Below are 16861 nucleotides of genomic sequence, written 5' to 3'. Positions count from 1 at the left end.
GCGTTTATGATGCAAAGAAGTTCCGTTCAATCTGTTGGATGATTTCTGCTGTGTGGTCAAGAATTTCCTGGCGAAAGATGCTGGTGGTGCTGCTATCGGTGGTGGCGATCGCCCTCAGTTCATGCAGTCTCAACTCGTTCAAAACCGAGGCAGCTCAGGTTCCGCGAATTGTAGTCAGCAGCCTCAGCGACCCCAAAACCTTTAACCCAATTATTAACACCGAGTCCAGCGATGTCCTGGCTTACATCTACGAAGGGCTACTCTCCCAAAACGGGCTAACAGGTGAGCTAGAACCGGGAATCGCAGAAAAGTGGGAAATTTCAGACGACCAGCAAAGCATTATTTTCACCTTGCAGGAAGATTTGAAATGGTCTGACGGCGAGCCTTTGACGGTAGACGATGTCGTCTTTACCTACAACAGCATCGTCTTCAACGAAAAGGTTCCCAGCAGTGTTCAAGACATCTTTCGGATTGGCGAGACAGGAGCTTTTCCAAGCGTTAGGAAATTAGATGAGCGTCGGGTTGAGTTTCGCTCTCCTGAACCCTTTGCGCCCCTGCTACGGTTTGCGGGGTTGGGCGAAGTTTTGCCTCAACACGCCTTGCAGAACTCTATAGAACAGACAGATTCAGAAGGCAATCCTTTCTTTCTTTCGGCTTTGGGAACAGATACCCCTCCAGCTGAAATTGTGGGCAGTGGACCTTACTACATTGCGAACTATGCGCCAACTCAACGGATTGTGCTAGAGCGAAATCCCTATTACTGGCGCAAAGATGCCCAAGGCAACCCGCAGCCCTACATTGAGCGCGTTGTGCTTGAAATCGTCGAATCAACGGACACTTCTCTAATGCAGTTTCGTTCGGGTGGATTAGACGTTGAAGCCATTCCACCTGAATACTTTGCGCTGACCAAACGAGAAGAAAGAAGGGGTAATTTCACTATTTATGAGGGTGGTCCAGCGCTCAGTACAACCTTTTTGACATTCAACCTGAACAAGGGCAGCCGAAATGGAACGCCTTTGATCGATCCGGTTAAGTCACGCTGGTTTAACTCACTGGAGTTTCGGAGGGCGATCGCCTATGCAATCGATCGCCCCACCATGATCAACAACATTTACCAGGGGTTGGGCGTTCCTCAAAACTCCCCCATTTACATTCAAAATCCTTACTACTTGTCGCCAGAGCAGGGCTTACCCACCTACGAATACGACCCGGCTAAAGCAAAAGAGTTACTCGAAAGCGCCGGATTTAAGTACAACAGCGCAGGGCAACTGCTGGATGCAGAGGGCAATCGGGTGCGCTTTAACCTGATTACCAATGCTGGAAATAAAGTGCGTGAAGCGTTGGGATCACAATTTAAGCAAGATTTGTCCCAAATTGGCATTCAGGTTGACTTTCAACCAATTTCATTCAACACCTTGGTAGATAAGCTCGATAACAGCCTTGATTGGGAGGCACTGATATTAGGCATTGGTGGAGCCGGGATTGAGCCAGATGGCGGCAGAAATACCTGGTCAGTCGATGGCAGACTCCACGTCTTCAACCAGGCACCCGCACAAGGGCAAACTCCTATCGAAGGGCGTGAAGTCACAGATTGGGAATTAGAGATTAGTCGACTTTATGTTCAGGGCGGTCAAGAACTGGACGACGAAAAGCGCAAAGTCATCTATGGGCAAACCCAGCGCTTGGCACAGGAATATTTGCCGTTTATCTATTTGGTCAACCCGCTGTCTTTGATGGCTGTGCGCGATCGCATTGAAGGCGTAAAGTATTCTGCATTAGGCGGGCCGATCTGGAATCTCTACGAACTTCAAGTCACTGAAAATTAAGTTTTCTAGCTCAATGTTTTTTTCCGTATTCTCAAAAATTTCTCTGCGTCGAGCAAGCCTGGTGCTGCTGTCAGTAGTGGCGATCGCCCTCAACTCATGCAGCCTCGATCGCTTCAAAGCTGAAGCCACTCAGGTTCCTCAAATGGTTGCCTCCGTTGGCACTGATCCCTCTACCTTTAACTATGCGCTCAACCAAGCAGCTCCTAATGTATTTGGCTACATCTATGAGGGCTTGATTACCAGTGATGGCATGACTGGGGAAATTATTCCGGCTCAAGCAGAATCATGGGAAGTCTCAGACGATAACTTGAGAATTACGTTTACCCTGCGCGAAGGGCTGAAGTGGTCAGATGGGGAGCCGCTGACGGCAGATGACGTAGTTTTTACCTTCAACGACGTTTATCTAAACGAAGAAATCCCGGCTCCCACGCGAGACGTGCTGCGAATTGGCGAAAGTGGAGCGTTACCGACTGTGAGAAAGGTGGGCGATCGCCAAATCGAGTTTGTCTCCCCCGAGCCCTTTGCTCCCCTCTTGCTCTACGGTGGCGGCGCACCCATCTTGCCAGCCCATAAACTACGTGAAGCCGTTGAAACAAAAAATTCAGCCGGGGAACCGTTATTTCTCTCCACTTGGGGCACTGGTACCGACCCTGGAGAAATCGTCGGCAACGGACCCTATGTCATGGTCAGCTATTCCCCCGCAGAGCGGGTCGTCATGCGCCGTAACCCCTACTACTGGCAGCAGGATGAGCAAGGCAATCCTAAACCTTATGTTGAACGGTTTGTCTGGCAGATTATTGAGAACACCGACACAGCCCTGCTCGAATTTCGCTCTGGTGGCTCCGATCTGATCGAAATCTCAGCCTCCACCTTTCAATTGCTAAAGAAAGAAGAAAACAGAGGAAACTTCAGTATTTATCAAGGCGGTCCAGACACCAGTGCGCTCTATTTCTGCTTCAACTTGAATCAAGCCAGCCGTAATGGACAACCAATCGTTGACCCAATCAAATCGCGCTGGTTCAACACCTTGGAATTTCGTCAGGCAGTCGCTCAGGCGATCGATCGCCCCACGATGATCAACAACATCTTCTTGGGATTAGGTGAAGCCCAAAATTCCCCAATTCCAGTACAGAGCATCTACTATCTTTCTCCACAGGAAGGCTTAAAAACCTACGACTACAATCTAGAGCAAGCAAAAGAGTTACTGACCAGTGCAGGATTTCAGTACAACAGTGCAGGTCAATTGCTGGATGCAGAGGGCAATCGAGTTCAATTCACCCTTTTAACCAATTCTGGCGGCAGACGAATTGCAACTATTGGTGCCCAAATCAAGCAAGACCTGGCTCAAATTGGGATGCAGGTCGATTTTCAGCCGATTGATTTCAACACTCTGATTAACCGACTGGGCAATACCTTTGAGTGGGACGCTTACCTGGGGGGTATCACTGCAAGCACTGAACCTCACGGCTGGTCAGCAGTTTGGGCATTAGACGGCAGCTTGCATACCTTCAACCAGGCACCTACCGCAGGGCAACCTCCCGTTGAAGGGCAACAGTTTGCCGATTGGGAACGCGAAATCGCTAGCCTTTATGTCAGAGGGTCACAGATTTTGGATGAAGCCGGACGTAGGGAAATCTACGCTCAGGCTCAGCAATTAATGCAGGAACACCTGCCATTTATCTATTTGGTCAACGCCTTGGACATGGCTGCAGTTCGCAATACAGTCCAGGGCATAGAGTATTCTTCTCTAGGCGGACCTTTATGGAATCTGCCTGACCTCCGAGTTGCTGAGAATTAGCTGGGCTAGGATTGGGGTAGCCCACGTCCATTGACTACCCAGAGTTTGTTGATGTCTGAGTGTCCTCGTTGTCATCAGCCCGTTGAAGTGCAGGCGATCGCCTGCCCCCACTGCCGCTTACCGCTCAAAGCCTTCGGGCATCCCGGTATCCCCCTGCATCGTGCAGATGCGGGAGACTATCTCTGTCCAACCTGTCTCTATCATGCCGATGACACCTGCAACTTTCCCCAGCGTCCCTATGCTAAGGACTGCACACTCTACGTTGACCAGTCCCAGCAGATTCGGCAGGTCACACCCTACAAGCCAAAATGGACTTCTCTAGCAAGAAGCTGGTTTAGTCGCAACGCAGTTTGGTTCGTTGTAGGAACGATTCTATTAATTAGTATCTTGATTGCTCTGTCTTGATGCTTTCTGAGTCGATTTCCAGGGAGGATTTGAAAAGCCTAATTTGTCTTTAAACACATCTGTAAAGACATCTGCTGTCCAAAAATAATGGAGGGGCTTAGCATTCGGGCAAGAGTTTTCGGGCTATTTCATAGTCCGTCTACCGAATACTAAGCCCCTACGGGGATATTTTCTGCTTATACCATTTCTATGTGCAGCCTTAAGGAAGGTTGGTATTGTAGGGGTCACTGCTACTTGATTGCAGCAACAACCTCTCCTTCCAACTTCGCTTTTGCGTCTTGAAACTCTTTGCCTAAAGACTTCAGTTCGTCATCCTCCATGCATTCTCGGACGGCTTCAAAGATTTCACTTTCCTCTTCTTCGACGTGATGCTGAACTGCTTTTTTAAGCTGCTCAATCTTCGTCTTGAACTGGTCATCACTGGGGCTCATTGTCTTAATTTCTTCTAGAAGAACTTCTGCTTCTTCATGTTCTTCTTCTGCCTCTTCAATAAATTCAGCAGTTTCATCATATTCCCGCATAGCTGGATAAAAAACTAGCTCTTCAGCTTTAGCGTGTAGATTCAATTCCTTGTAGATTTGAGTCAAACATTCGTAGGTTTTCTTAGAGCTTTTGCTTTTTTCCAGTTCTTCAAATAGCTCTTCAACCTTACGATGATCGGCTTCAATTAATGTCAAAATGTCTTTTGCCTTAGCCATGATGTTCTCCTATCCCAAAAAGTTATGAAAACTGTTTCATTTTTTCCAGCCAGGTTTTGAACCCGACTCTCTCAGATCATGGCACGGGAAATTTTCAGACTCATCACTCTTCTGACTGAGTCAAGAATCTACTAAATTTTAGAGAAACAGTTCAGACTTTGGAGATAGAAAAAATTGATCTGATTAAATTTGAAAATTAAGCAGAATAACTTAGTGAAAGACAGATTAAGGAAGTGCTTGAATACTTGGATAGTAGAAAGTATTCACTAAAAAAACGTGGCATTTAGGCGAACACTCTTGGACTATCCCAGAGTTTGTCTGCCGAATGCCACGCCCCTATACATACCTATAGCTGAATGCTTTTCCCTTAGCGGTTTGCACTCAGCTTTGCTTTTTGAATGGAGTTTTCTTTTTTGCTTTAGCTTTTTCTTTTTCGTAGTCTAACTCCCGCAGCTTCTTCATAATGCGGTTGAAATATTCCTGCATATAAGCTTCTAGAGTAGTGATCTCTTTGGGCTCAATTTCAAATACTTCGTAAGTGCGATCCATTGAAGCCTGTAGTGGCTTACCGGTGGCGATGACTTCCGTGAAGGCGAGGCGATCGGACAAGTTCCAGCCCCATTGGAAAAATCGAGCAATTCGGCGGACAGCCCGCAGCAACCCGATGGGCATTCGAGACACTTTTGCTTCCTGCCCAGATAGCCGTTCACAGAGGCGAATGATTTCGTAAGCTCCCCACGCACGTGAACCTACAACCGGAAAAGATTGGTTTGCGGTTTCGGGAATTTTGAGCGATCGCACCGCAAATTTGGCGATGTCTTGGGTATCCATGTAGGCGAGCGGGGAGGTGTCACCCATCACCCAGACAGACTGGCGTTCTAAGATGGGGATGGCATATTGACCGATTAAGCCCTGTAAAAATCCGCAGGGGCGCAGAATGGTGTAGTTCAATCCTGATTCAGCCAGGAAGGCTTCGGTACAGGACTTGATCTGCATCAACGGCACATCGGGATATTTTTCTGCATCCAGAATTGAGAAAAAGATGAATCGTTCGACGTTAGCTGCTTTTGCTGCCTGAATCAGGGATACTTTGCCTTCCCAGTCAACCTGACTGATGCTAAGTGAATCAGTCGGACGGGTAGTTGCAGCATCAATGACAGCCGTTACCCCCTTGAGTGCGGCAGTAATACTTTCAGGATCACGCAAGTCTCCCTTCACCAGTTCAGCGCCCCATTCCTTCAGGAAGGCCGCTTTCTTAAAACCTCGAACGAGACAGCGCACTTCGTATCCCTCATCGAGGGCGCGACGGGTCACTTGTCTTCCCAAGGTGCCAGTCGCACCTACGATCAATAAGGTCATGAGAGATTCAATAAGAAGATCATTAACTTTTTATAAGATTATCAGAAACTACTCATTTATTCCGCATTCATTTGCCTGGGGTGATGAATTGGCAATCGCCAGATTAGAAGCATAGCTCTTTGTCTCAGTAGACAGCGATGATTCAACTCTCAGGGCGATCGCCCTCCTTATAAAGCTGATAGGGTAGGTATAGAGTAGGGACTGTCTTCCGACAGTTGCCCTTGTTCTTCCTTTTGTACTCCCTATGGCTATCTCGGATTCTTCTACGGCTAAAACACCGAAGGCAAAGTTATCTCAGGCAGACCGCGATCTCAACTGCACGGTTCAGCATCCAGTTGATTTGAGCAATGTTCGCAATCTGCATCGAGATATTCTCAGTGTTGAAAAGTCTCAGCGGATGGCGGAGTTTTTTAGCTTGCTGGGAGACGCAAACCGTCTTCGGATTTTGTCTGCTCTGGCAATTCAAGAGCTATGCGTATGTGATCTAGCGGCGATCGTCAAGATGAGCGAGTCAGCCGTTTCCCATCAACTGCGGGCGTTGCGGGCGTTGCGGCTAGTCAGCTATCGCAAGCAAGGGCGAAATGTTTTTTATTACCTGAAAGATAGCCACGTTCTGAATCTCTACCACGAAGTGGCTGAACATCTGGATGAGCCAGAAGAATAGCTTCAATTTTAGAAATAAGTACCTTAGATCTTCTTAGATCTGAAGTTAAGTTGCCTATGAGATCAGATGCTGTTTTAGAGAATTTTGGTGAACAAAACGTCTGTGGGGGCAGGTTTAGCAATAATGCCGTCAGCCAAGGGCAAAGATAGCAAAACCTGCCCCTACCAGAGGGTAAAGTTCTTTTCTACAAGATCTCCTTATTCTTCGCCGCCTTGAATTCTCAGCAGCAGGAACCCCATTCCCAGTCCTACCAGAATTAGGGTAGAAGCCAATATTGCAGCATTAAAGATTTCGCCGTTCACTCAAGTTCTCCTGTATGCAGATGAATCGGATTTTCAAACCTATCTGAAGTATTCTAAAGCAGTTTGTAGCCATGTTTCTCACACCTACAATTCCAGTTTCCAGTACAGCGGCTCCGCGTCCTCGATTGGCGATCGCCCTGGGTGATCCGGCAGGCATTGGGGCTGAAGTTGTATTAAAAGCGCTTGTCGATCCAGCAACAACAAACTGTGATGTGACTGTGATCGGCAGTCGCAGATTATTACAAAACACTTACGAAACTTTACAGAAGTCCCTAATTTCTCAGGGGCAATCAGGTAACGATTTAGCAGATCCGCAAAACTTAACCATCTTGGATGTGCCGCTAGCTGAGTCGACCGAGCAGCAGATTGTACTGGGAACGGGCAATGCGGCGAGTGGTGCAGCCGGGTTTAGCTTCTTGGAAACGGCGATCGCCCACACACTAGCAGGAGACTTTCAGGGCATTGTCACTGCCCCGATCGCCAAATCTGCCTGGAAGGCGGCTGGACATCATTACCCAGGGCAAACCGAACTGTTAGCCGAACGGGCAGGGGTTGAGCGATTTGGAATGCTGTTTGTGGCGCGATCGCCTCATACGGGTTGGCTGCTGCGAACGCTGTTGGCAACGACCCACATTGCACTGCGACAGGTGCCCGATGCCCTCTCGCCCCAACTGATGACCGCAAAGTTAGACCTGCTGCTGCTGTGTCTGCGGCAAGACTTTGGCATTGTTGAACCGCGAATTGCGATCGCTGGGCTCAACCCTCACAGTGGCGAACAGGGGCAATTGGGGCACGAAGAGCAGGACTGGTTGATTCCCTGGCTCAAAGAAATGGGCGATCGCTATCCTCATATCCAGCTGGAAGGACCCGTTCCACCTGACACCCTCTGGACGCGTCCTGGTCAAGCCTGGTTCGGGACTACTCAATCGTCAGCGCATGATGCGTACCTGGCGCTTTACCACGATCAGGGGCTAATTCCGGTTAAGTTAATGGCGTTTGACCGAGCCGTCAACACTACCATTGGGCTACCGTTTGTCCGCACTTCTCCTGATCATGGCACGGCCTTTGATATTGCTAGGCGAGGGGTTGCAGATGCGACCAGCATGAAAGCAGCTTTGCAACTGGCAGCAGAGTTAGTACAGCAACGCACCACTTTGTATCAAAGTCGAGCGGTTAAGTTTAAAGAATAGTATCAGTTCTAGCAAAAGCAAGCTTTGAGGATCTAGAGTTAACGGGTTTTCTGGGGCATAGGCTGAGTCAGTCGGACATACGACTTAGGGAAGAAATAGCAATCACGCAATTAAATCAGCTAAACCCTCTAATCCATCTCTACAAACCATTAGGGGCTTTTCGTTAGATTACAGGAGAAGGGGAAAATGTCAGGACTTGATGACTTTCGTAATTTTTATTAATATAATCAGATAGTGTTTAGCTTGAAGATAAGAAAGATTCAGTATAGAGGGCTACAAAGTCAAGGGCTTGCTAGCCGACCTGTTCAATTTTGTCTATTAATTTCGCTTTAATACGGCAATCTTCCACTTTTATTCATTTTTCGGTCAAAGCTCTCGGTCGTCACAGTTAATACGTTGGTAAAGCAGAGGGTGAATCAATGCTCCAATCCATTCAATACTCCATGGACTTCATTCGGGATGAAGCTCGTCAACTCGTTCAACAAGGAGTGATCAGCCGTCATCAGCCCATTTATGTTCTTTGCCAGTACATTCCCGCCCGGGAATGGACTTGGGTTGAATGTGAGTTAGAAAAAAGCAGCTTTCTGCTCCGCGATCGCATTGGTGATCTGCTGGGGCGGGAAGATTGGGATAACGATTAGTCACAAAGCGAAGCTACAAAACAATCAGTCACCCTGACACGCGCTTGGCGATACTAGGCGATCGCCAGTGCAGCAAGTGTCAAAGTGAGTCCAGAATGAGCGTCAGGGACTTTTCGAGACTAAGATGGTGAATCTTGCTCTCGTAGTCTCTCAAGCTCTGCCCGAATCGCAGCAATTTGTGCAGTCAGCTCTTCTAAATCAAGCTGCACATCGGGTGGAGCGGCCGTTGCCGTACTGGAACTGTTAGGAGTGCTAGGGGTATCGCTGGAGTTTGTTTGAGCAGCGCGTTGAGACAAAATTGTGTCCACAAAGTTTCGTGCTTCTTGCTCCGTCATCTCACCTTTTACGGCCCATTCTTCAGTGAGTTGACCTAGTTCAGCTCTTAGCCTGTAAAGGTTTTCGTCACGACGTTGCGGATCTTGCAAGGTTTCGATTAATGATGCAGTCGCGCCCAGGGTAACGCGAAATCCTTTTTGGACAATTTGGAGAAGAGTGTCTGAGTTCATTAAGGTTTTTAGAGGCTAGGCGTTCTGTTGCCCCGATTCTACGCTTTCCAGTGAGGCGATCGCAATTGCTGGGGGCTTTCGATCCTTGCTGCGCTGGTTCACTGCTGTTCTAAATATTGGTTGATATCTTCGATCAGACGCGTCAGCTCGGCTTCTGTGCTGAGACGAATACGTTCATCCCGCAGCGTGATCAAAACTTTTGCTGCAAAAGGGCTAGACCATATATTCGGGTTGCAAAAGATTTCTAAAAAGACATCTCCGGTATATTGGTATTCCATTGGTTTTTGGGGATTAGGCTTCCCCGCGCCCGAAGTGGCATGAGAGGCAGTGGCTCTAAGGCTATCCATTAGAGTGGCGATCGCCGCCTGAAGCGCTTTTGCTGCCTCTGGTGAAAAGTTAAACGAAACAGATCCCTCAACAAGATTCAGCCTGAGTTGGGAAGACATACAGCACTCCTCAATAAGTTAGTTATTAATAGGTCAAAAGATAATTGCAGGCAGAACTGTAGGGTGTGTTAGCGCAGGGAACACTATCAATCTTGCAGTATCCTGCACTGCGCTCAACACTTGCTCAAAAGCCCCATTTGCGTCGTCCGCCCACATCAAGGTGGACAATATGTCTGCGGTTGCCAGGATAAACTCCCACACCGCCTGGCCACCAAGACATTACCGCATTTGCAACCTGCCGCCCAGAATATCCAGCAACAGAAATATCTGCAGCCCTGCCGCTTAAGTGCTGGCTGTTTCTTACCCCACCCACCCGAGTGTTATAGGGCTCGGGGCGATACCAGGATGTAATTCTAAACGGTCTACCAATCTGGTTTCTAGCTCGCTGAAGCTGCCTTGCTAGAGCCAAAATGTTACTGACTTCCTGGGTCGTTTTAGGAATACGAGTGCCGCTTTTAGTCGCTTCCCCCCAAGTAAAGCTACCCCCCGGAATGATGGGTTGATCGGTGTAGAAAGTACTCTGGTTGCCAGGGAGTTTAAAGCTTCTCCCTTGAAATGGTCGGGGCGCTCCTGCTCCAGGACTTGGTGTAGGCGATGGGGTAGAACTGGGAACTTGAGGAATGGGGTAGACCACATCGTTGTCAAACTCGACATGGGCGTGCTGTTCGTAGACAAACCAGGAACTCAACCCTCGGATGTAGTCTTCTTGGTTTTCTAACGCAAATTTAATGTGATTATTAAAGTCTCCCTGAGCATTGGCATAGGCATAGGACTGAAGCTCAAAAGACGCACCTTTGGCGATCGCCTGCACCTCTTCAGCACTCAACTGCCCTGACTGAAGAGGACGACGCTTAAATAGTGTGTTTTCTGTCACCTTCAAAATAAAGCTGGCTGCCTGCTCTTCTTGCGGATAGACCACCTTGCCATCAAACTCAACTTGGGCATGGCGATTGTAAACATACCAGGTGTTCATACCGCGAATGTAATAGGCTTGATTGGCGATCGCAAACTTGATGTGACCATCAAATTCTCCGTTTGCATCGGCGTAAGCATAGGATTGAATTTCTAACGTAGCACCCGCCGATACGCTATAACGTTCCTCTGTTTCTAGCTCTGAAGCCGAAACGGGACGACGCTTAAAGACGGTGTTTTGGGTCACTCTTAAGACCTGACGCACCATAGGATGATCCTCACTAAAACGGTTATTGGGGTGATATTTTTGGCATCACTTAGGTTCTTTTCAAAAGTGGAATCTAAGCTGCAACTGCCTTGAATTCAATAGCCTTGAGACTAAATAGCCACGTAGCTCAAATCCTAATTTAATGACATTCAGCTTAAGCTCCTTGTTTATCGTTTATCTCAAGATGCCTAAATTTGAAGTCTGGCCGCGTAAGGACTATTTCGCCAGATGAAATTCGCCTTTCGTCAAATACTGCCATGAATTGAGTCGGGGAGGCTGATAGTCTTCAATCATACAGTTGCTTTTAACCGTTTGAGCAACCGTTTAAACCGCTTAAACCGCCAGAATTCGCGCTCGTCAATCTCATACCGTTTCTAGATGTAGCTTCAAAGAGGATTGTTATAACGTTCAGTTGCCATTACACAGAATTTAAGAAATTGGAAAGATAGGTTCTTGTACACAATCTGTTTTTCTTGAGATGCCGTGATTTCCGTGTGATTTTGGTGAAGAGCATTATTGAAGTGAGACAAAGCCGTGGACTACCGCGCTCAGGTGCGTCGAGTATTGCTGATCACACTGCTGCTTAACCTGCTGGTCATGTTGATTAAAGCAGGAGTAGGTTGGTGGACAGGTTCACTCAGTTTGATTGCAGATGCGCTGCATAGCGTCACCGATAGTGCTAGCAATGTTTTAGGACTAATCGCCAGCAGATTTTCTTCACCTGAACCCGACCGGGACCATCCCTACGGACATCAAAAATTTGAAGCCGTCGGTGCGTTGGGAATTGCCGCATTTCTAGGAATTGCCTGTTTTGAAATTTTGCAGGGGGCAGTCGAGCGAATCTTTGCAGGTGGGCAGACCGTGGAACTGTCGGCGATCGCTCTATGGCTGGTGTTATTTGTATTAGGAGTGAATATTTTTGTTGCCTTTTACGAGCGGCGGGTAGGGCAACGGTTGGGTAGCAATATTCTGATTGCGGATGCTCACCACACCATGAGCGACATCTGGATCACCATCACAGTTTTGGTGAGCTTGTTGGGCGTTTGGTTAGGCTACCAATGGCTGGATATTTTCTTAGCATTTCCAGTGGCGCTGCTGGTGTTTCGCAGTGGGTGGATGGTGCTACGGGCCAACTTACCCTGGCTAGTGGATGAAATGGCGATCGCCCCAGAAGCAATCTACCAGGTCGTGATGCAGGTACCCGGTGTGATCAACTGTCACGATATTGCTTCTAGAGGTCTATTAGGACGGCAAGTGTTTATGGAAATGCATTTGATCGTAGATGCTGAAGACGTAGCCGCAGCCCACCAAATTACAGAAGCCGTAGAAACCCATTTAGAAGAGAGATATGGCCCTGTTCGTATTAGCATTCATGTCGAGCCACCTAACTATCAGTCCAGCCAGATTAGCTACAGCAAAGAGTGAAGAATGGAGGTTTGGATCAATCCATACGCCTATAGGCAGAGGAAGACCGATAGGATAGAGAGAGAAGTTTAAGGGGAGAAGAAACGCATGGATTTGGTTTCGCTTCAGGGATGGCTTGATAACGCCTCATTTGCCGTTCTGTTTGTCACCATGCTGCTTTATTGGGGCGGTACGGCGTTTCCCCGAATTCCCTACCTGGCAATTTTAGGAACGGGGGGAATGGCGATCGCCAATCTTTGCATCGCGACCCTTCTAGCCTCCCGTTGGATCGAAGCAGGTTATTTTCCCCTCAGCAATCTGTACGAGTCACTATTTTTTCTGGCATGGGGCATTACTGCTGTGCATCTGGTGGTGGAGAACTCGAGCCGCAGTCGCCTCGTTGGTACCGTTACGGCACCTGTGGCGATGAGCATTACGGCTTTTGCAACGCTGACTCTGCCCTCTCAAATGCAGAACGCTGAGCCATTGGTGCCTGCTCTCAAGTCAAACTGGCTAATGATGCACGTCAGCGTCATGTTGCTGAGCTATGCCGCGCTACTGGTTGGGGCACTGCTGGCGATCGCTTTCTTGGTCGTCACTCGCGGTCAAAACATTGAACTGCGCGGCAGTTCTGTCGGCACGGGAGCCTATCGCGATTCGCGCCGTCAACTCCGCAAACCCAGTGAAGCTAACCAGATGGTCGTAGTTGCTGAAACGACCTCAGCCATCGAGAGTCAGGCTGTAGGCGGCACGGCTGTATTAGATGCTGTAGCAACCTCTGCTCCTGTTGCTACTGAACCTTTGTCTCCTCAACGCTTGAGTTTGGCAGATACACTAGACAACATTAGCTATCGCACCATTGGATTAGGATTTCCGCTGCTCACGATTGGCATTATTGCTGGAGCCGTTTGGGCAAACGAAGCCTGGGGGTCTTATTGGAGTTGGGACCCGAAGGAAACTTGGGCGCTAATTACCTGGCTCGTTTTTGCAGCTTATCTGCACGCCCGGATCACTCGGGGTTGGCAGGGTCGCCGTCCCGCGATCCTTGCAGCATCAGGCTTTGTCGTGGTCTGGGTCTGTTACCTGGGAGTCAATATCTTAGGGAAGGGCTTACATAGCTATGGTTGGTTTTTCTAGGGTTGCTCGTGGGTTATGACGCATGACCTGGACAGCAATTCATGCGTCAGTGCATCAAATCATTCGGGCTAGAGGTTTGTTGCAGAAGGGTCAACATCTGCTGGTAGCGGTTTCTGGTGGACAGGACTCACTATGTCTGGTGCGGTTGCTGCTCGATTTACAGCCTAAATGGAATTGGACCTTGGCGATCGCTCACTGCGACCACCGCTGGCGATCAGATTCCTCAGCGAATGCAGATTACGTTGAGCAATTAGCTCAACAGTGGCAAGTTCCCTATTTTGGGGTGGTGGCAATCGCTCCACCTAAAAGCGAAGCCGCAGCACGAGAATGGCGCTATGGGGAGCTTGCTGAAATTGCAAGAAAACACGGTTATAGTGCCATTGCAACAGGGCATACGGCTAGCGATCGCGCTGAAACATTGCTCTACAACCTGATGCGGGGCAGCGGTGCAGATGGGCTGCAAGCCCTGACCTGGCAGCGAGAGCTAAGTCCTGGGTTGCATCTTGTCCGACCGCTGCTCGAAATGACCCGGGCTGAAACAGCCCAGTTTTGTGAAACGGCTCAGCTTCAGGTTTGGCAAGATGCAACTAATCAGGATCTACACTACGCCCGCAACCGCATTCGCCGGGAACTGTTGCCTTACCTCAAAACTCACTTCAACCCCCGAATTGAGCAAGCGCTATCGCAAACGGCGGAGCTACTGCGAGGCGACATCAATTATTTAGAAACAGCTACTACTGCCCTGCGACAGCAAGCAACCGCACTAGAGCCTTCCACATCAAACCAGTCCCCTTCAAAGGAAGATTGCTCAGAGCATCGACTCAACCGATTGGTGTTAAAGTCGGCTCACCCAGCCCTTCAGCGGCGAGTCATGCGGCAATGGCTGCAACAGGTTTTACCCGAAGCCCCTAACTTTGACCAGATCGAAAAGCTCACTGCACTTATCTCTGCGCCGAATCGCACTCAAACAGACCCTTTTCCTGGAGGAGCGATCGCGGTTGTCCGGGGAGACTGGATCTGCCTGCACACTAGCAATTCATCAAACAATCCATAAAATGGCTGCTTATGAAGTCGCAAACTCTGGAGTCGGATTGCTCGTCAATTGCTCAATGGTTTGCTGCATTTCTGCGATCGCCTGAAGCTGATAGTCGCTGGCTTCCTGGAACTGGGCGGTGAGGTTGGCGATCGCCTCCAGCTTTTCCTTTACGCTATTGAGGTTGTCCTGAGTCGGTTGCAGCGTCTCCTGATATAAGTTGACCCTGCCCCACAGTTCTGCTGCCTGAGCTTTTTGGGTCTGCCACTGCTGCTCTAGCTGCTTGATTTCATTGCGCTTTAGCTCTTGTTCACCCGCCTGATGATCAACAGCGCCCTGAGCTTGCTCAATTGCCGTCTGAATCTGCTGAATCTGTTCCTGAAGTTCTTTTAAGTCCTCTGCTTGCTGCTGCCGTAGCTCTTCAAGCTGTGTGATAATCGGCTCTAAATTCAGATTCCCTTCCCCAGAAGGCGAGTTTTCTACCGTTTTACCTTGGCGACGGTCTAAAACTGTTTGGTGTTGCTGAAGCACCTGTTCTCGGTCTCGATAGTTACGCCGCTGACCGACCAGTGTTTCATTCAACATCTTGTAGCGATCTTGTTCCTCGGCTAGTTCCGTTTCTAGCGCCATTCGGTCGTACTCGCTAGCCTGCTGCATCCGCTCTTTGAGGGCATCGATCGCCTCTTGTTGCAGCGTCAGTTCCTCTTCCTGCCCGTTAACAAACCGAAAAACCTTTTCTAAATCTCGCTGCAAATCTTGTACAACCTTTTGCAGTTCGTCGATTGACATTTGCTCCAGGGTATCAACGTCAACCCTAGTTCCAACCAAGACCTTGTCTGATCCTTCTGCAATTCGGCAAATCTGCCGATGCAGATCGTCCTGGTTTTGCGATCGCACCATCAGCGCCTGTGCCTGTGCCTGCTTCAGCGTCAGTGCATTTTGCTGCACCAATAGCTCAGAGCGCGATCGCTCCAAAGCATCCTGCGCCTCATGCCAAGCCTGCCAGCGATTTTGAATATCTGGAGTCTGCTGGTCTACTTCCAACTGAAGCTGCTGAGCCGAATTGCGCTGTTGCTCCAGATTTTGCCAGTGATGGTCGAGCGTTTGCTGATACTGAGAAATTGCCTCAAAAGAAAAGTTAAGCTGTTCCCGCACAGACTCCGTTGGTGCAACCGCTCCGGACAATCGACTCAACAATTCTTGGATGTGTAGAGCCTGTTCTTCATCCAGTCCGACCGTCTGCTGTAGCTCTGCCTGACGCTCCTCCAGCTTATGCATCTCTCCGTGCAGCTGCGCCCACGCTCCCTCTAGCTCCTGGTTCTTGCGGTCAAACTCTTCCCGCAGTCGATTCACTTCTTCACGGGTTGCTTCAATTTCTTGCTGCTGCTGCTCTAGCTTCTCAAACTCTTGCTCCATCTGTTCGAGCTGTTCGCGGCGGGTTTCCATCTCCATCTCTCGGAGATTTAGCTCCTGGCTCTGGTAAGTAAGAGACTGCTTCCACTGCTCAATTTCTTCTTCCTGGGTTTTAAACTTCTCTTGTAAACGCGAGAAGTTTTGCAGAATGCTAACGAGCTGGCGACCTGCTTCACTATGCCGCTGCACCTGCTTGCCATTGGTTAAATCCACCATGACCAGTGCGCCCGCGTTGTATCCAGCGTCATCCGGTGCTGGAATGATTTCATCTCCCGATACGGCAGTCCAACATTGCTCAGACCGCTGACAGGCCAACAGCTTAAACTCAGCCTTGCCACCTCCAATCACTCTAGCCTTTCTCTGTACTTCTGCCAGATACAGCACGCCGATAATCCCCTTCCGTGTCTTAGCTTGATTCTGTTTCTATTAGCTTATTTGCGAACTCAGCTATCCAGTCTAGTTGGCTTAAATCTAGTTGGCTCAAATTCGATTGGTTTAAATCTAAATTAATTGAATCCAGTTTAAGGAGACAACGCTAGCAAAACAACCTGCTATAGCAATTTCTATAGCAATTTCACTGATTCAATTTCGCTTTCGACACCACAGTGACACCTAAACTCCACCAGACTTGTTACAGCAACATTGCCAAACTGAACCAAATAGCACCCCTGGAATCCATCAATGGTATCGTCACTTTAGGGCGGATTGCCAACAACACTGCTTCTTTTCTGATTGATCTCATTAAAAGGGAACTGAAACTTCTAAGAGGAAGTTATAGTTATATGACACATATTGCACCCTTGCCGAGTCAGTTGCTTTAGGATTGCAGTGATTGCCACAGTCAGTTACTTGGAAGTTG

Annotated in this window: 16 protein-coding genes; 9 read left to right on the top strand and 7 right to left on the bottom strand. The window is 48.8% G+C overall.

All coding sequences use genetic code 11. The features are described 5' to 3' along the window. Positions 1–38 precede the first annotated feature (38 nt). Genes H6G00_RS10840 through H6G00_RS10830 form a run of 3 tightly spaced genes read left to right on the top strand, consistent with a single transcriptional unit; the run spans position 39 to position 4029 of the window. On the top strand, positions 39–1826 hold the full coding sequence (locus tag H6G00_RS10840; protein WP_190796731.1) for an ABC transporter substrate-binding protein: 1788 nt from the start codon (positions 39–41) through the stop codon (positions 1824–1826). A 13-nt stretch (positions 1827–1839) separates the two neighbouring features. Continuing rightward, complete coding sequence (locus H6G00_RS10835) at positions 1840–3624, top strand: ABC transporter substrate-binding protein (RefSeq protein ID WP_190796730.1); 1785 nt, start codon at positions 1840–1842, stop codon at positions 3622–3624. Positions 3625–3675: 51 nt separating this feature from the next. Beyond that, positions 3676–4029 carry a zinc ribbon domain-containing protein gene (locus H6G00_RS10830; protein WP_190796729.1) on the top strand — a complete coding sequence of 118 codons (354 nt, stop codon included), beginning with the start codon at positions 3676–3678 and terminating at the stop codon, positions 4027–4029. A gap of 230 nt (positions 4030–4259) precedes the next feature. Here H6G00_RS10830 and H6G00_RS10825 read toward each other — a convergent pair whose 3' ends face one another. After that, positions 4260–4727 (bottom strand): hemerythrin domain-containing protein, encoded by a 468-nt coding sequence (locus tag H6G00_RS10825; protein WP_190642118.1) that lies wholly within the window; start codon positions 4725–4727, stop codon positions 4260–4262. 381 nt (positions 4728–5108) lie between these two features. Then, positions 5109–6086, bottom strand: a complete 978-nt coding sequence (locus H6G00_RS10820; RefSeq protein WP_190796728.1) for an SDR family oxidoreductase — start codon at positions 6084–6086, stop codon at positions 5109–5111. A gap of 244 nt (positions 6087–6330) precedes the next feature. Between H6G00_RS10820 and H6G00_RS10815 the strand changes: the two genes are divergently transcribed. After that, positions 6331–6750 (top strand): metalloregulator ArsR/SmtB family transcription factor, encoded by a 420-nt coding sequence (locus tag H6G00_RS10815; RefSeq protein WP_190642120.1) that lies wholly within the window; start codon positions 6331–6333, stop codon positions 6748–6750. 197 nt (positions 6751–6947) lie between these two features. On the opposite strand, the gene H6G00_RS10810 is transcribed toward H6G00_RS10815, so the two are convergent. Beyond that, entirely contained in the window at positions 6948–7052 is a 105-nt protein-coding gene (locus H6G00_RS10810; RefSeq protein WP_190642121.1) for a PetM family cytochrome b6-f complex subunit 7, read from the bottom strand. Positions 7053–7123: 71 nt separating this feature from the next. On the opposite strand from H6G00_RS10810, the gene pdxA reads away from it, so the two are divergent. Both pdxA and H6G00_RS10800 read left to right on the top strand, forming a co-directional pair. After that, complete coding sequence (gene pdxA, locus H6G00_RS10805) at positions 7124–8242, top strand: 4-hydroxythreonine-4-phosphate dehydrogenase PdxA (RefSeq protein ID WP_190796727.1); 1119 nt, start codon at positions 7124–7126, stop codon at positions 8240–8242. A gap of 419 nt (positions 8243–8661) precedes the next feature. Then, entirely contained in the window at positions 8662–8883 is a 222-nt protein-coding gene (locus H6G00_RS10800) for a DUF4327 family protein (RefSeq protein WP_190682948.1), read from the top strand. Positions 8884–9002: 119 nt separating this feature from the next. Here the strand turns inward: H6G00_RS10800 and H6G00_RS10795 are convergent, their stop codons facing one another. The 3 genes from H6G00_RS10795 to H6G00_RS10785 all read right to left on the bottom strand — a co-directional run bounded on the left by H6G00_RS10795 (position 9003) and on the right by H6G00_RS10785 (position 11015). Then, positions 9003–9389: a hypothetical protein gene (locus tag H6G00_RS10795; protein WP_190682950.1), complete on the bottom strand. Its 387-nt coding sequence runs from the start codon at positions 9387–9389 to the stop codon at positions 9003–9005. 98 nt (positions 9390–9487) lie between these two features. Further along, positions 9488–9835, bottom strand: a complete 348-nt coding sequence (locus H6G00_RS10790; RefSeq protein WP_190796726.1) for a hypothetical protein — start codon at positions 9833–9835, stop codon at positions 9488–9490. Positions 9836–9959: 124 nt separating this feature from the next. After that, complete coding sequence (locus tag H6G00_RS10785; protein WP_190796725.1) at positions 9960–11015, bottom strand: D-Ala-D-Ala carboxypeptidase family metallohydrolase; 1056 nt, start codon at positions 11013–11015, stop codon at positions 9960–9962. 534 nt (positions 11016–11549) lie between these two features. Between H6G00_RS10785 and H6G00_RS10780 the strand changes: the two genes are divergently transcribed. From H6G00_RS10780 to tilS, 3 genes are all read left to right on the top strand, one after another. Continuing rightward, the gene (locus H6G00_RS10780; RefSeq protein WP_347278167.1) at positions 11550–12440 is read left to right on the top strand and encodes a cation diffusion facilitator family transporter; all 891 of its coding nucleotides are present in this window, start codon (positions 11550–11552) and stop codon (positions 12438–12440) included. A gap of 87 nt (positions 12441–12527) precedes the next feature. Continuing rightward, positions 12528–13556 carry a c-type cytochrome biogenesis protein CcsB gene (gene ccsB / locus H6G00_RS10775; RefSeq protein ID WP_190796724.1) on the top strand — a complete coding sequence of 343 codons (1029 nt, stop codon included), beginning with the start codon at positions 12528–12530 and terminating at the stop codon, positions 13554–13556. A 22-nt stretch (positions 13557–13578) separates the two neighbouring features. Then, positions 13579–14610 carry a tRNA lysidine(34) synthetase TilS gene (tilS, locus tag H6G00_RS10770; RefSeq protein ID WP_190796723.1) on the top strand — a complete coding sequence of 344 codons (1032 nt, stop codon included), beginning with the start codon at positions 13579–13581 and terminating at the stop codon, positions 14608–14610. A 9-nt stretch (positions 14611–14619) separates the two neighbouring features. On the opposite strand, the gene hmpF is transcribed toward tilS, so the two are convergent. Continuing rightward, positions 14620–16386, bottom strand: a complete 1767-nt coding sequence (gene hmpF, locus H6G00_RS10765) for a pilus motility taxis protein HmpF (protein WP_190796722.1) — start codon at positions 16384–16386, stop codon at positions 14620–14622. Between the last annotated feature and the right edge of the window lie 475 nt (positions 16387–16861).

The sequence above is a fragment of the Leptolyngbya sp. FACHB-541 genome (assembly GCF_014695875.1).
Taxonomy (GTDB): domain Bacteria; phylum Cyanobacteriota; class Cyanobacteriia; order Elainellales; family Elainellaceae; genus JAAUTN01.
The sequence above is the reverse complement of the archived record's forward strand: the minus strand, read 5'-3'. Positions and strand labels throughout refer to the sequence as shown.